This is a genomic window from Chitinophaga niabensis (assembly GCF_039545795.1).
Classification (GTDB): Bacteria; Bacteroidota; Bacteroidia; order Chitinophagales; family Chitinophagaceae; genus Chitinophaga; species Chitinophaga niabensis_B.
In genome coordinates this window covers 3,358,319-3,372,945 of sequence record NZ_CP154260.1, presented here as the reverse complement: position 1 = coordinate 3,372,945, position 14,627 = coordinate 3,358,319, and the positions used below count along the sequence as shown (strand labels likewise).

At 48.8% G+C, this 14,627-nt stretch carries 14 protein-coding genes; all 14 read left to right on the top strand.

The features are described 5' to 3' along the window. Window positions 1-44: 44 nt before the first annotated feature. Window positions 45-485, top strand: a complete 441-nt coding sequence (locus AAHN97_RS13090; protein ID WP_343308079.1) for a CBS domain-containing protein — start codon at window positions 45-47, stop codon at window positions 483-485. A gap of 249 nt (window positions 486-734) precedes the next feature. Further along, entirely contained in the window at window positions 735-1,181 is a 447-nt protein-coding gene (locus AAHN97_RS13085) for an NADH-quinone oxidoreductase subunit A (protein WP_074238995.1), read from the top strand. Further along, complete coding sequence (locus AAHN97_RS13080) at window positions 1,162-1,800, top strand: NADH-quinone oxidoreductase subunit B (protein ID WP_343308078.1); 639 nt, start codon at window positions 1,162-1,164, stop codon at window positions 1,798-1,800. The genes AAHN97_RS13085 and AAHN97_RS13080 overlap by 20 nt, the downstream gene beginning before the upstream one ends. Beyond that, a complete protein-coding gene (locus AAHN97_RS13075; protein ID WP_343308077.1) occupies window positions 1,797-2,582 on the top strand; it encodes an MBL fold metallo-hydrolase in 786 nt (261 codons plus the stop codon). Before AAHN97_RS13080 ends, AAHN97_RS13075 begins: the two co-directional genes overlap by 4 nt. Window positions 2,583-2,667: 85 nt before the next feature. Next, window positions 2,668-4,407, top strand: a complete 1,740-nt coding sequence (gene nuoC, locus AAHN97_RS13070) for an NADH-quinone oxidoreductase subunit C/D (RefSeq protein ID WP_343308076.1) — start codon at window positions 2,668-2,670, stop codon at window positions 4,405-4,407. A 14-nt stretch (window positions 4,408-4,421) separates the two neighbouring features. Beyond that, window positions 4,422-4,886 (top strand): NADH-quinone oxidoreductase subunit NuoE, encoded by a 465-nt coding sequence (gene nuoE / locus AAHN97_RS13065; protein WP_343308075.1) that lies wholly within the window; start codon window positions 4,422-4,424, stop codon window positions 4,884-4,886. A 1-nt stretch (window position 4,887) separates the two neighbouring features. Continuing rightward, window positions 4,888-6,153 (top strand): NADH-quinone oxidoreductase subunit NuoF, encoded by a 1,266-nt coding sequence (gene nuoF / locus AAHN97_RS13060; protein ID WP_343308074.1) that lies wholly within the window; start codon window positions 4,888-4,890, stop codon window positions 6,151-6,153. An 11-nt stretch (window positions 6,154-6,164) separates the two neighbouring features. Further along, window positions 6,165-8,879, top strand: a complete 2,715-nt coding sequence (gene nuoG, locus AAHN97_RS13055) for an NADH-quinone oxidoreductase subunit NuoG (RefSeq protein ID WP_343308073.1) — start codon at window positions 6,165-6,167, stop codon at window positions 8,877-8,879. 2 nt (window positions 8,880-8,881) lie between these two features. Then, window positions 8,882-9,847, top strand: a complete 966-nt coding sequence (gene nuoH, locus AAHN97_RS13050; RefSeq protein ID WP_343308072.1) for an NADH-quinone oxidoreductase subunit NuoH — start codon at window positions 8,882-8,884, stop codon at window positions 9,845-9,847. Between the two features lie 11 nt (window positions 9,848-9,858). Then, window positions 9,859-10,374: an NADH-quinone oxidoreductase subunit NuoI gene (gene nuoI, locus AAHN97_RS13045; protein WP_343308071.1), complete on the top strand. Its 516-nt coding sequence runs from the start codon at window positions 9,859-9,861 to the stop codon at window positions 10,372-10,374. Between the two features lie 10 nt (window positions 10,375-10,384). Next, window positions 10,385-10,912, top strand: coding sequence for an NADH-quinone oxidoreductase subunit J (gene nuoJ, locus AAHN97_RS13040; protein WP_343308070.1), 528 nt, complete (start codon window positions 10,385-10,387; stop codon window positions 10,910-10,912). Next, window positions 10,909-11,214: an NADH-quinone oxidoreductase subunit NuoK gene (nuoK, locus tag AAHN97_RS13035; RefSeq protein ID WP_074238985.1), complete on the top strand. Its 306-nt coding sequence runs from the start codon at window positions 10,909-10,911 to the stop codon at window positions 11,212-11,214. Before nuoJ ends, nuoK begins: the two co-directional genes overlap by 4 nt. Before the next feature lie 18 nt (window positions 11,215-11,232). After that, window positions 11,233-13,095 (top strand): NADH-quinone oxidoreductase subunit L, encoded by a 1,863-nt coding sequence (gene nuoL, locus AAHN97_RS13030; RefSeq protein WP_343308069.1) that lies wholly within the window; start codon window positions 11,233-11,235, stop codon window positions 13,093-13,095. A 19-nt stretch (window positions 13,096-13,114) separates the two neighbouring features. Next, window positions 13,115-14,626, top strand: coding sequence for an NADH-quinone oxidoreductase subunit M (gene nuoM, locus AAHN97_RS13025; RefSeq protein WP_343308068.1), 1,512 nt, complete (start codon window positions 13,115-13,117; stop codon window positions 14,624-14,626). Window position 14,627 lies beyond the last annotated feature (1 nt).

Here is a 14,627-nt window from a genome sequence, read left to right as displayed (position 1 = left end):
AAGTTTCACGTAATTGAATTACTCACTTTCTAAAGCCGCTTACCATGGGCAGAGTCAGAAACATCTTGGTGGGCAAAGGACATGCAGTGTACTCCGTGCACCCGGACAGTACCGTTTATGAAGCCCTAAAAGTCCTTGTAGACAAGAACGTAGGTGCATTAGTAGTAATAGATAAAGACAGATTCCTCGGCATCTTCTCCGAACGCGACTATGCGCGCAGGGTGATCCTGAAAGGGCGCGCCTCTAAAGAAACAACCATTCGTGAAATCATGACGGAACATCCCATAACTGTTACGGAGGATGAAACAATAGAAGTTTGCATGAGTAAAATGACCGACAAAAGAATACGGCATTTGCCGGTAGTTGACGATGACGGCCGGCTGATAGGCTTAATATCCATAGGTGACGTGGTTAAGTACATCATGGATGAGCAACGGAATATTATTGAAAACCTCGAATGTTATATACACGGCACTCACCACTAGCCAGGCCTTTTTCCACGTAAGCAATGAGCAACATTGCCCCAGGCACTTTCCGATAACTTTGAACGCAGATGGCGTTCTCTAATTGTTTTATTGTTGCATCTGAAGAACTGATCACAGAGTAGTAGCGTGAAGAAGAGATCTGGTTGTCAGCCGTTGCTGGCATGAATGACAGGATGGCCTTGCAATAAAACAACAGATCGGAGTAATCATTAGCTGGATTTAACAGGTAACAACAATAAAACAAATGCCATGAACCCTTCCTGGCCCTTCCTCGTTTTTGGAGGTATTGTATTGGTATTGGTACTCGCCATCCTTGGCCTGTCCTACGTACTGGGGCAACGACATAAAGATCGTGCCACCGGAGAAGCATATGAATCGGGCATTCTCTCTACCGGTTCCGCCAGGTTACGTTTTCCTTCCCAGTTTTATTTAGTGGCTATGTTGTTTGTGATCTTTGATATTGAGACCGTTTTCGTGATCTCATGGGCCATCGCATTTGATGACCTGGGATGGGCCGGTTTCATTGGTGTGTCTGTTTTTATCTTTATTTTACTGATCGTACTTATATATGAATGGCGCAATGGTGCGCTGGACTTTGGCCCGGATGGAAAAAAGATATTGAAGGCATATTGGAAGATGCGGAAGCAATCAAACACTACACCTAAAACAATTCCAGATGAAGTGGTGGTTAACTGAACCTAAAGATGCCGTGGCCAGCAAGGCCGGTAACTATTCCATGGAAGAAACCCTGGGGCAGAGTGTGATGCTGACGTCTGTTGAGAGCCTTGTAGCCTGGGGCAGAAAAAATTCCATGTGGCCCTTCCATTTTGGATTGTCCTGCTGTTTTGTGGAAATGGCTACCGGTATGACGCCCAAGTACGACCTGGCCCGTTTCGGGGCAGAAGTGATCCGTGGAACGCCCAGGGAAGCGGATGTAATGATCATCGCCGGCACCGTGTTCATCAAAATGGCGCCTATCATCAAACGGCTGTATGAACAAATGATGGAGCCCCGCTGGGTGATCTCTATGGGTTCCTGTGCAAATTCCGGCGGCATGTACGATATTTACAGTGTGGTGCAGGGCGTAGATAAATTTTTACCCGTAGATGTATATGTGCCGGGTTGCCCGCCAAGGCCGGATGCCTTTATGCATGGCCTGGTATTATTACAGCAATCCGTAGGAAAAGAAAAACGCCCGCTGAGCTGGGTGATAGGAGATCAGGGCGTGATCAAACCGGAAAAGATCTCCATGAGAGAAGAACATCGTGAAAAAAGGGAGCAAATGACAGATTTTAAAACAACAGACGAAATATGAAATTGAAAAGGATCACTGCAAACGTATATGAGATACCGTTAGGTACTGTCAATGCTTTTCTCATAGAAGATGAAGAGCTGACATTGATCGATACCGGTACTCCGGGAAGCGCCGTGAAGATCCTGCATGCGATCCGGTCCATTGGCCGTGATCCGGGAGATCTGCGCCACATCCTGCTTACACACAGTCATCCTGACCATGCCGGTGGTGCCGCTGAATTGAAAGTACAAACCAATGCAAAGATCTACATGCATGAGGCAGAGGCAGATCATGTGCGGAACGGCTTTGTGCCCAAACCGGACGTGCCGGTGTTCACCGGTTTCATCAATAAGATGATGTACAACCTGTTCATTAAAAATGCCTCCGGGGATATCGCTGCCACTACCATAGATGAAATCATTGATGATGGTGACTGGTTACCCATAGCAGGCGGAATACATACCATTCACGTACCCGGTCACAGCGCAGGGCAGCTGGCATTTTTCCTGCCCGGGCAAAAGAATGTACTCTTTGCAGCAGACGCAGCTGCTAACATCATGGGGCTGGGATATTCCATCTTCTATGAAGATTTTCAACTGGCTAAGCACAGCCTGGAGAAGTTAGCCACTTTTGATTTTGATATTGCGTGTTTTGGGCATGGCGGTACCATCCGTCATTCTGCCGCCGCACGTTTCAGGAATAAGTTCATGAAACATGCGCAGAAGATCAATAAGCAATCGCAATACATTGTGCTGGATGAAGAATCCGTAATAAGAATAAAAGAACCCGAAGAAAGAATATAAATCTGATACAAGCTCATTGCAGCAAGGGACCAAAGCTTGGTTAAGCTAATCAGCATGGCGCATTGATTCAATTAAACATGTAATCATGCCCCCGAGCATCTTTAATACCCTCTGCTCCCGGTTCGGTGAGAACATTTTCCACGAACAACTCACCCGGGATGAGACGCCCACAATCTGGACGCCACAAGGGAAGATCATTGCCGTACTGGAATACCTCCGCACAGATGTGGAGCAACCCTTCCGCATGCTCTACGACCTTACTGCCATAGATGAGCGCGCCATTAAAGCAAAATTCAACGGCACCGGAGATTTCACCCTCGTTTATCATCTTTTCTCTTTTGAACGCAATGCATTTGTACGTTTAAAAGTCGCGCTGAGGGGCGAACATCCCCAACACCCCAGCTGTACAGACCTCTGGCCCTGTGCCAACTGGTACGAAAGAGAAGTGTATGATATGTTCGGTATTGTGTTTGATGGCCATCCGCTGCTGAAACGCATCCTCATGCCAGTCACCTGGGAAGGGCATCCGCTCCGGAAGGAGCATCCAGCCCGCGCCACGGAAATGGGGCCGTTCCGTCTCTTTGATGAGAAAGAGGATAGGGAGCAGGCAGCCCTGCAGTTTAATCCTGAAGAATGGGGCTTAAAACGCCAAAGCGAAGATTCTGATTTCATGTTCCTCAACATCGGCCCGCAACACCCCGGTACGCACGGCGTACTGCGCATCATCCTGCAACTGGATGGAGAGGATATTGTAGATGCGGTGCCGGATATCGGCTTCCACCACCGCGGTGCAGAGAAAATGGGAGAACGGCAATCCTGGCATACTTACATTCCTTATACAGACCGGATAGATTACCTGGGCGGAGTGAATAACAATCTCGCCTACCTGCTCTCTGTTGAAAAACTGGCAGGTATACAAATACCTGAACGTGCAGAAGTGATCAGGGTAATGCTCTGCGAACTCTTCCGCATTGCCAGCCACCTGGTATGGTACGGCACCTTTGCGCAGGATGTGGGTCAGCTCTCTCCCGTGTTCTATATGTTCACAGACAGGGAACGCATCTTTGAGATCATAGAGGCCATCTGCGGCGGACGAATGCACCCCAACTGGTTCCGCATCGGTGGTGTGGCGCAGGACCTGCCGAACGGATGGGATACGCTCGTGCGTGATTTCGTTAAATACTTTCCAAAAAAATTAAAAGAGTACGATAAAATGGTGATGCGCAATGCGCTCTTCAAAGCACGTACGGTGGGTATTGGTGTATTCACACTGGAAGAAGCGATAGACTGGGGTGCTACAGGTCCCAACCTCCGTGCCTGCGGTATGGAATGGGATATGCGTAAAAAACGCCCGTACAGCGGATATGAAAAATACGATTTTGATATTCCCACCGGGCAGAACGGCGATTGCTATGACCGTGCACAGGTAAGGGTGAATGAAATGTGGCAAAGCCTGCGCATCATAGAACAATGCCTGGAAAATATGCCTGCAGGGCCGTATAAATCAGATCATCCTTTAACCACACCCCCCATCAAACAGTTCACCATGCAGGATATTGAAACACTCATTCATCACTTCCTGAATGTGAGCTGGGGCCCCGTGATACCCGCCGGTGAAGCCATGATCGTTACAGAGGCCACCAAAGGCTGGAACAGTTATTACCTCACGAGCGATGGCAATACATCACCCTACCGCGTGAGGGTGCGCACCCCATCATTCGCGCATATGCAAATGCTGCCTTATATCAGTCGCGGATACACGGTAGCGGATATGTTATCTATCCTGGGCGCGATGGATTATGTGCTGGCTGATATTGATCGTTAAAACTTATATGACGTATGTTAACTACTTCTGAAAAGGAACAGATCGAAAAGGAGATCCGGCAGGTGCCGGTTAAAAAGGCTGCCTGCATTGAAGCATTGAAGATTGTACAGGACCACCGCAGATGGGTATCTGATGAAGGCATCCAGGATGTGGCAGATATCCTGGAAATGAGCCCGGAAGAAGTGGATAGCATCGCAACTTTCTATAACCTGATCTTTCGTCAACCCGTTGGCCGCCACATTATCCTGCTGTGCGACAGCATCAGCTGTTATGTGATGGGCTACAAAGATCTGCATCAGCAGATTGTACAATTACTCGGCATTCAATACGGTCAAACCACACCCGATGGCCGTTTTACTTTGCTTCCCAATCCTTGTCTCGGTACCTGCGATCATGCGCCTGCGCTGATGGTAGACCATGATCTGTACCGGGACCTGAAGAAGGAAGAACTGGAAAACATCCTGGCAAAATATACCTGATATGGAACGTCCCTTAACACAACATATCACTTTCCCTCCGCTCGGTCTTCGTGCATACGAAGCCGTGGGTGGTTATCAGTCAGTACGGAAAGTACTGAAGGATATGGCTCCGCAGGATATCACCGCGCTCGTGAAAGAATCGAATATGAAGGGAAGAGGAGGCGCAGGATTCAGCACCGGCATGAAGTGGAGCTTTGTACCGATGAATGTGAGCGGTCCCAAATACCTCGTGGTGAATGCAGATGAAATGGAGCCGGGTACTTTTAAAGACCGCTGGCTGCTGGAAGGCAATCCGCATCAACTGATAGAAGGTATGATCGTGGCAGCATATGCCATACAGGCTACTGAGTCTTTCGTTTTCCTGCGCTGGGCATACAAAACAGCGGCGATAGAAATACGTAAAGCCATTCATGAAGCCTACGATGCCGGTTATCTCGGTAAGAACATTATGGGTTCAGATTTTTCGCTGGAAATGCATTTGCATACCGGCGTAGGAAGATACATGTGCGGAGAAGAAACCGCCCTGCTGAATTCCCTGGAAGGGAAGAGGGCCACGCCACGCGCCAAACCGCCTTTCCCGCAGGTGAGTGGTTTGTTTGGCAGACCCACCATCGTGAATAATGTGGAAACACTTTGTTATATCCCGCATATCATCAACAACGGTGCTACATGGTTTCAATCATTGAGCCGCACGAATGATGGCGGCACAAAGATCTATGGCGTCAGCGGGCGTGTAAAGAACCCGGGCGCCTGGGAATTACCAATGGGTATTACCATGCGGGAATTAATTGAAGAACATGCAGGCGGCATGCAGGAAGGTTACAGGTTCCGGGGTGTATTACCCGGCGGTGCCTCCACAGACTTTCTTGTAGAAGAACACCTGGATATCAAAATGGATTTTGCCGGTGTGGCGGCGGCAGGCAGCCGTTTAGGCACAGGTACCATGGTGGTGCTGGACGACAGGACCTGCCCCGTTGGTTTCGTGCATAACCTGGAACACTTCTTTGCACAGGAATCCTGCGGTTTCTGTACGCCCTGCCGGGAAGGCCTCCCATGGACGGAGAAACTGCTCCTGGCGATAGAGCGGGGAGAGGGAAGAGAAGAAGACATTGCCATGTTAAGCGCGCATACTAAAATGATGGGCCCCGGCAATACCTTCTGTGCATTAGCGCCCGGTGCCATGGAACCATTGCAAAGCGCACTCAAATATTTCAGAGATGATTTTGAACAACATATCAGGGAAAAGAGATGTCCTTATCATGCTTAATCCGTTAAGAAATGGCAACTATCTATATCGACAACAAACCTTTTGACGTCAAGGACAGTAAGAACCTCCTGGAGGCTTGCCTGCAGCTGGGGCTGGATCTTCCTTACTTCTGCTGGCATCCTGCCATGGGATCAGTAGGCGCATGCAGGCAATGTGCCATTAAAGCCTACAAGGATGAAGAAGATGAAAAGGGCCGCATTGTAATGAGCTGTATGGAGCCGGTGAGAGAGAATGCGCGTATATCCGTAAAAGATATAGAGGCCACGGAGTTCCGTAACCAGGTAATAGGCCTGCTGATGACGAACCACCCGCACGACTGTGCAGTCTGTGATGAAGGCGGTGCCTGCCATTTACAGGATATGACCGTAATGACGGGGCATAGTTACCGCGATTACCGTTTTACAAAACGCACACACCGCAACCAGGACCTGGGGCCCTTCCTGAATCATGAAATGAACCGTTGTATCCAATGTTACCGTTGTGTAAGATTCTATAAAGATTATGCCGGAGGGAAAGACCTGAATGTATTTGCAGCAAATAACAAAGTGTTCTTTGGCCGGCATAAAGATGGTAAACTGGAAAGCGAATTTAGTGGCAACCTTGCTGAGGTCTGTCCTACCGGGGTTTTTACCGATAAAACCCTTTTATCCCACTATACCCGGAAATGGGACATGACCTATGCGCCCTCTATCTGCCAGGGCTGCTCCGTTGGTTGTAACATCAGTGCGGGGGAACGTTATGGTTCCATCCGCCAGATCACCAACCGTTACAATGGAGAAGTGAACGGCTATTTCCTGTGCGACAGAGGGCGTTATGGTTATGAATTTGTAAACAGTTCGCAACGCATCCATCACCCGGCCTTACGCCCGCATCACAATGGCACGCCGGATAAGGATTACATTGTGAACCACGTGGCCAACAAACTCCGCTCCGGAAAGGCCATTGGCATTGGCTCTCCGCGTGCCAGCCTGGAATCCAATTTCGCCTTGCGCCAGCTGGTGGGTGAAAAACATTTTTACCTGGGTATGTCTGATATTGATCAGGACCATACCGCACTGGCACTTAAAATACTGCGCGATGGCCCGGTGCGCACACCTTCCCTGCATGAAATGGAGAAAGCAGATATGGTGCTGATCCTGGGAGAAGATGTGACCAACACCGCCCCGATGATAGCATTGGCAATACGGCAGGCAGTAAGGCAGGAGCCCATGCACAATGCCATGAACGAAGTGCATATTGCTGCATGGCAGGATGCCGCCGTAAGAGAAGCGATGCAGGAAAAGAAAGGGCCTTGTTACATCCTGCATACATTCCCTACACCTTTGGATGAACTGGCCACGCAGATACAACGTGGTGCACCGGATAATCTTGCCCGCCTGGCCTTTGCAGTCAGCCATGAGCTGGATAAAACCATCCCTGAGGTGACAGGGCTCAGTGAAGCAGAAATGGCATTGGTGAAAGAAATAACTGCAGCTTTGCTGGCAGCAGAACATCCTTTGATCATCAGTGGATTTGGCAGCGGGTATGATTCCTTTATGAAAGCTGCAGCCAATATCAGCTGGGCATTACATAAACAGGGAAAACAACCCATGCTGAGCCTTACTGTTCCGGAATGCAACAGCCTGGGCCTTGAAATGCTGGGCGGCCATCGCCTGGATTCTGCACTGGATGTATTACGCCATGGAGATGCAGATACGATCGTGATCCTTGAGAACGATCTGTACCGCAGGGCTGATAAACACGTGATCGATGAACTGTTCCGGCATGCAAAAGAAGTGATCCTGATAGATCATCTGTATAATCAAACCGCGGAACGCGCCACGGTGATCCTGCCTGCAGGCACCTTTGCAGAAGCAGATGGAACGATCGTCAACAACGAAGGCCGTGCACAACGTTATTACCAGGTATTTGTGCCTAAGGGAGAGATCCAGGAAAGCTGGCGCTGGTGTTTGCAGATTGCACAGGCTGCAGGTATTGCACGCCTCAATGGACTGGTGAACCTGGATGATATCACCTGGGCCATGTGTGTGGCCATTCCTGCGCTGGAAAAGGTACAGCAGTTAGCACCGCATGCAGACTTCCGCATAGCAGGTCAGAAAGTACCGCGTGAGCCACATCGCTATAGTGGCCGCACGGCCATGACAGCCAATGAAAATGTAAGTGAGCCTAAACCACCGGATGATATAGATACACCATTATCCTTCACCATGGAAGGTTTCAGGGGAGAAGCACCTGCGCCTTTAATTCCTTTCTTCTGGTCTCCCGGCTGGAACTCCGTACAGGCTATCAATAAGTTCCAGACGGAAATAGGTGGTGCGCTGCATGGCGGAGATCCCGGAAAACGTTTACTGGAACCACGTAAAGATGCAGCTGTTCATTTCTTTACAGAAGCACCGGAACCTTACGTGCCCATTCCGGGGCATGTGCACCTGGTACCTATTTATCAAATCTTTGGCTCGGAAGAATTAAGCATGCATACACGCGGTATTGCAAAAAGTGCTGCGGAATTCTTCTGTATCTATATGAACCCGGAAGACCTGCATGAATGGAATATAGAGCCGGGTGCCTGGTTCAACTTTGAAATAGATGGTCATTCCTATGTGATGAACGCAACACCCAATAACTGGTTGCCACGGGGAATAGCCGCTATCAATGCAGGGCTGCCGAAAGCAGAAGTGGTGGATATTCCACAATGTATCCGTTTCATTCATTCATCAACCGTATAGTTATGCAAGCAACTGCAATCAATTACTGGTGGGTCATAGGCGGCGTATTGTTTACATTACTCAATACCGCTGCAGGCCTGATATGGCTGGAACGCAGAATGCTGGCTTTGTGGCAGGACCGCTACGGACCTAACCGTGCGGGACCTTTCGGACTATTCATTGTGCTGGCAGATACATTGAAGTTATTCTTTAAAGAAGACTGGATACCACCGTTTGCAGATAAGGTAGTGTTTGTATTTGCACCGGCTATTGTAGTAGCGAGCGTATTGATGAGTTTTACAGTGATCCCTTTTGCGCCCAATATATTAGTAGCAGATCTTAATATCGGGTTGTTGTTCTTCCTGGCCATGTCCTCACTGGGTGTGTACAGCATTGTGCTGGGAGGATGGGCCTCCAACAACAAATATGCATTGCTGGGTGCTATGCGCGGTGCTTCGCAGATGATCAGTTATGAAGTGTTCATGGGGCTGGCGCTGATGGGTGTGGTATTACTGAGTGGCAGTTTTAACCTGCGGGAGATTGTGGAGGCACAGAAGGGTATGTGGAATATTGTTCCGCAGTTCCTGGGTTTTGTAATCTTTCTGATAGCAGGTGTGGCGGAAACGCATCGCCTTCCCTTTGATATACCGGAAGCAGAAAGTGAACTGGTAGCGGGTTTCCATGCGGAATATTCCGGGATGAAGTTCGGTATGTTCTTCATTGGGGAATACCTGGGTGTAACACTCGTTTCTGCCATGGTGGTGGCCCTGTACTTTGGTGGCTGGATGGGACCCGCTTTTTTGCCTGGTGTAGTATGGTTTATCCTTAAAACATTTGTTTTTATATCCTTGTTCATCCTCATGCGTGCGGCTATGCCGCGGCCAAGGTATGATCAGTTAATGGAGTACGGATGGAAAGTATTGTTTCCGTTGTCGCTCCTCAACCTGCTGGTAACAGCAGCTATTATACTTATTATGAAGGAAGCTTAAAATTAATTACCATGTTCAGTCTGATCCGAAGCATGTGGCTGGTTTTTCTACATATGTTCCATAAAAGGGAAACCTATCAATACCCGGAAGAAAAAGCCCCGTTGCCGGCACGCTGGCGGGGCCGCATAGCCCTTACGCGGGACCCTGACGGCGGCGAACGCTGCGTGGGTTGTTATCTCTGCGCGGCTGCATGCCCGGTGGATTGCATCTCCCTGCAGGCTACGGAAGACCCTGATGGCAGAAGATATCCGGCCTTCTTCCGCATTAATTTTTCCCGCTGCATCTTCTGTGGTTTCTGTGAAGAAGCATGCCCTACTTATGCTATTCAGTTGCTGCCTGATTTTGAAATGGCGGAATACAACCGGCAGAACCTGGTATATGAAAAGGAACACCTGCTCATTAACAGCCAGGGCAAATACCCCGGATATAATTATTACAAAGTAGCAGGTATGGCTATCGGCGGCAAAGATAAAGGCGAAGCGAACCAGGAAGAACCACCGGTAGACATTAAAAGCTTATTACCATAAAACGTATCAGATGGGAGCAGCATTCTATATCGCAGGCACAATAGCAGTATTATCCACTTTGATGGTGATCACCCGGTATAACATCATGCATGCATTGTTATACTTAGTGGTATCCTTCTTAAGCGTGGCAGTGATATTCTATTTGTATGGCGCTCCTTTTATGGCTGCGCTGGAAGTGATCGTTTATGCAGGTGCCATCATGGTACTCATTATATTTTTTGTAATGATGCTGAACCTCGGCCCGCAAACGGCAGGGGACGAACAATTATGGCTAACGCCGCGGATCTGGATAGGGCCTTCCATTCTTTGCCTGGTATTACTGGCAGAGCTGGGATACCTTATTGTACAGCAATCTTCGGCGGCGGATGATATTGTAGTGGTAGACCCAAAAACAGTGGGCAAAAGTTTGTTCGGTCCCTACATTCTGGCGGTGGAGTTGGCGGGCATGTTGCTGATGGCCGGGATCGTAGGGGCCTATCATTTAGGCCGGCAAAGAAAAAAGATCACTCACAGATTCCTTGAAAGAACATCATCATGATCACCTCCACTACAGCAGGGTTGATCCTTGCAGGCGTTTTATTTGTATTGGGCCTTATCAGTATGCTGATCCGGCGCAATATCATCTTTATGCTGATCTCTGTAGAGATCATGCTCAATGCTGCAGGGCTGGCCTTCATTGTTGCAGCTGCCCGCTGGGGGCAGCCGGACGGGCAGATCATGTTCATGTTCATCCTGGCTATGGCAGCAGCAGAAGTATCTGTGGGCCTGGCCCTGATCTTACAGTTATATCACCAGTTAAAAACATTGGATAGTGATGAAGCCAGTAAAATGAGAGGATAATCAATATAAAAGTATTTTATGCAATGGATCTATCTGATACCGGCACTCCCTTTCCTGGGTGCATTGATCCTGATCCTCTTCTCAGGAAGGATCGGTAAAATGGGCGTATCGCTGATCGGATGCGGCAGTATTGGCCTGGCTGCATTGATCACCTGTATAGCGGGCGCACAGTTCATTTCCGGGAATGTACAAAGCTTTGTACTGCCTTTATGGAACTGGATGCAGATAGGCGATTTTCATGCAGGCATCACCTTAAACCTTGATCCTTTATCCCTTGCCTTTACTTTTGTGATCACTTTTGTAGGTTTTCTCATTCATGTATATTCTACCGGTTACATGGCAGACGATCCGGATTTCTCCCGCTTCTTTGCCTGTATGAACCTTTTTGTTGGCGCCATGCTCATGCTGGTGCTGGCAGATAATTTGTTGCTCCTGTATTTTGGATGGGAAGGTGTGGGCCTTTGCAGTTACCTCCTGATCGGTTTCTGGTATAAAGATCCTGCCAATGGTGCCGCTGCCCGCAAAGCCTTTATTGTAACAAGGGTAGGGGATACGGCCATGGCCATTGCATTGTTCATGCTGGTACAACATACCGGCAGTTTACAACTCAGCACTGTGTTAGCCAAAGCTTCTGTACTCTGGACCACAGGTGACAGCACCGTAGTGATCATTGCATTTTTACTGCTTGGCGGTGCAGTGGGTAAATCAGCACAGCTGCCTTTACAAACCTGGTTACCGGATGCCATGGCCGGGCCAACACCCGTGAGTGCATTGATCCATGCTGCCACAATGGTAACTGCAGGTGTATACCTGATAGCCCGTACCAATGTATTATTCACTTTATCACCTGCGGCACAGGCCGCTGTTGCTATCGTAGGTGCAGTTACGCTATTGCTGGCAGGCTGCAGTGCGTTTGTACAAACAGATATCAAAAGGGTACTGGCTTATTCCACCATCAGCCAGATAGGATATATGTTCCTGGCATTAGGTGTTGGCGCATGGTCTGCTGCTATCTTTCATTTCATCACACATGCCTTTTTCAAAGCGCTGCTCTTTATGAGTGCGGGTGCAATTATTGTAGCCCTGCATCATGAGCAGGATATGTTTAAGATGGGTGGTTTGCGTAAGAAGCTGCAGGGTGTGTTCATAGTATTCCTCATAGGTTCCGCATCGCTGGCAGCGCTGCCTTTTGTTACGGCAGGGTTCTACAGCAAAGACCAGATCGTTTGGCTGGCCTGGACCTCCGCACAGGGCAATGAGATCTATTGGATAGCCTCGCTCATTGGAGCTTTCATAACGGCCATGTATACTTTCAGGATGGTGTTCCTGGTGTTCTATGGAGAAGAGAAAACACATGTACATCACAGGCCGGGTAATAACATGATGATCCCGCTGTACATCCTGGCGGTATTATCCACACTCGCAGGTTTTATTGAACTACCACATACACTGGGACATCTTACATTGCTCAGCGACTTCCTGGCACCTGTATTGCCAGCCGCAGCAGCACATCATGGCAGCACTGCACTGGAGTGGACATCCCAGGGCATTGCTGCCTTATTATCTTTTGGAGGTATTTACCTGGTATGGCGGGTTTTACATGTTCCCTTCCCAGATGGCCTGAAGCAGTTCTGGAAGAACGGTTGGGGATTTGATGCAGCTTATAACTGGGTATTTATAAAACCCTTTGTATACCTGGCCCGCATCAATCGTAAAGATATTGTAGATAAATTATACACCGGCCTGGCTACGATCACCCGTTCTTTCCACCGCATGATGTCTGCCACGCAAAGTGGCATCCTGCGCTGGTATATCATGGGTATTGTAATGGGCGCAGTAGTGATATTGAGTGTGATCATCTGGAGACAATATGCAGTTTGAACCATAAACCCGATAACGCATGATCCTTTTTCTCTTCATACTTATCCCAATTGCCGGTGGCCTGCTGGCCTGGATAAGCGCAGCATGGAACAAAACCCTGCCCCGCTGGATAGCGTTACTCGTTATGCTTTTTGAACTGGTGCTGGCAGCCATGTTATGGTGGCAGCTGGATGATGTGACCCGCTGGAGCAGTGATCAATGGATAGATACCTTTCAACGCCCCTGGATGCCCCGTTTCGGTATCAGCTTTTCATTAGCCATGGATGGTTTGAGCCTGCTGATGCTGGTACTTACTTTTTTCCTGGGTACTTTATCCGTATTGGTATCGTGGAATGAGATCAAAGAGCGCAGCGGTTTCTTTCACTTTAACCTCCTGTTTGTACTGGGTGGCATTACCGGTGTATTCCTCACCATGGATCTCTTCCTTTTCTATTTCTTCTGGGAAGTGATGCTGATCCCCATGTACTTCCTGATAGGCATCTGGGGCCATGCCAACCGTACCTATGCAGCATTTAAATTCTTCATCTTCACACAGGCAGGCGGGTTACTGATGTTACTCGCCATCCTGGGATTATATTTTGTACATGCGCACAGTACAGGCGTATTTACCTTCTCTTATTTTGAATTGCTGGATACACCTATGGAACAGAATGTAGGCCGCTGGCTGATGTTAGGCTTTCTCATAGCCTTCATCGTAAAGCTGCCTGCTTTTCCGTTCCATACCTGGTTGCCCGATGCGCATACAGAAGCGCCTACTGCAGGTTCTGTGATATTGGCAGGCCTGTTGCTGAAAACAGGCGCCTATGGTATCCTCCGTTTTGTGATCCCTTTATTCCCGGAAGCAAGTCACTTTTTTGCACCCTGGATCATGCTGCTGGGTGCCATTGGTATCCTCTACGGCGGTAAACTCGCTTATGCACAAACAGATCTCAAGCGGCTGGTAGCCTATACCAGTGTAAGCCATATGGGATTTGTATTGCTGGGTGCATTTGCATTCAATGCACTGGCCTGGCAGGGAGTGGTGATGCAGATGATCACACATGGTATCAGTACCGGTGCATTGTTCATGATTGCCGGTTCTTTATATGAAAGACTGCATACGCGTGAGTTGGGCAAGATGGGCGGTTTGTGGCCCGCCATACCCAGGATGGGCGTAGTGTCTATGGTGTTTGTGATGGCGTCTCTTGGCTTACCGGGACTGGGGAATTTCGTTGCAGAATTCCTGATACTGGTGGGCAGCTGGCAGGCGCAGCCGGTACTTACTATTGCAGCTACCATAGGTTTGGTAGTAGCCACTGTTTATTCATTGCGGATCATGCAGAAGATTTTTTTTGGTACATCACAAAGGGAATACAAACTGCCCGATCTGTCTTTCCGCGAAGGCCTGATGATGGCGCCTTTAGTGATTGCGATCATCTGGCTGGGCGTATATCCGCAACCGGTGATCAATGCGGTGAAACCAACCATCCCGGCCGTTGTGCAGGCACCACCTGTACAGCCGGTACCTATTGCTATCCATCCAACTAAATAAA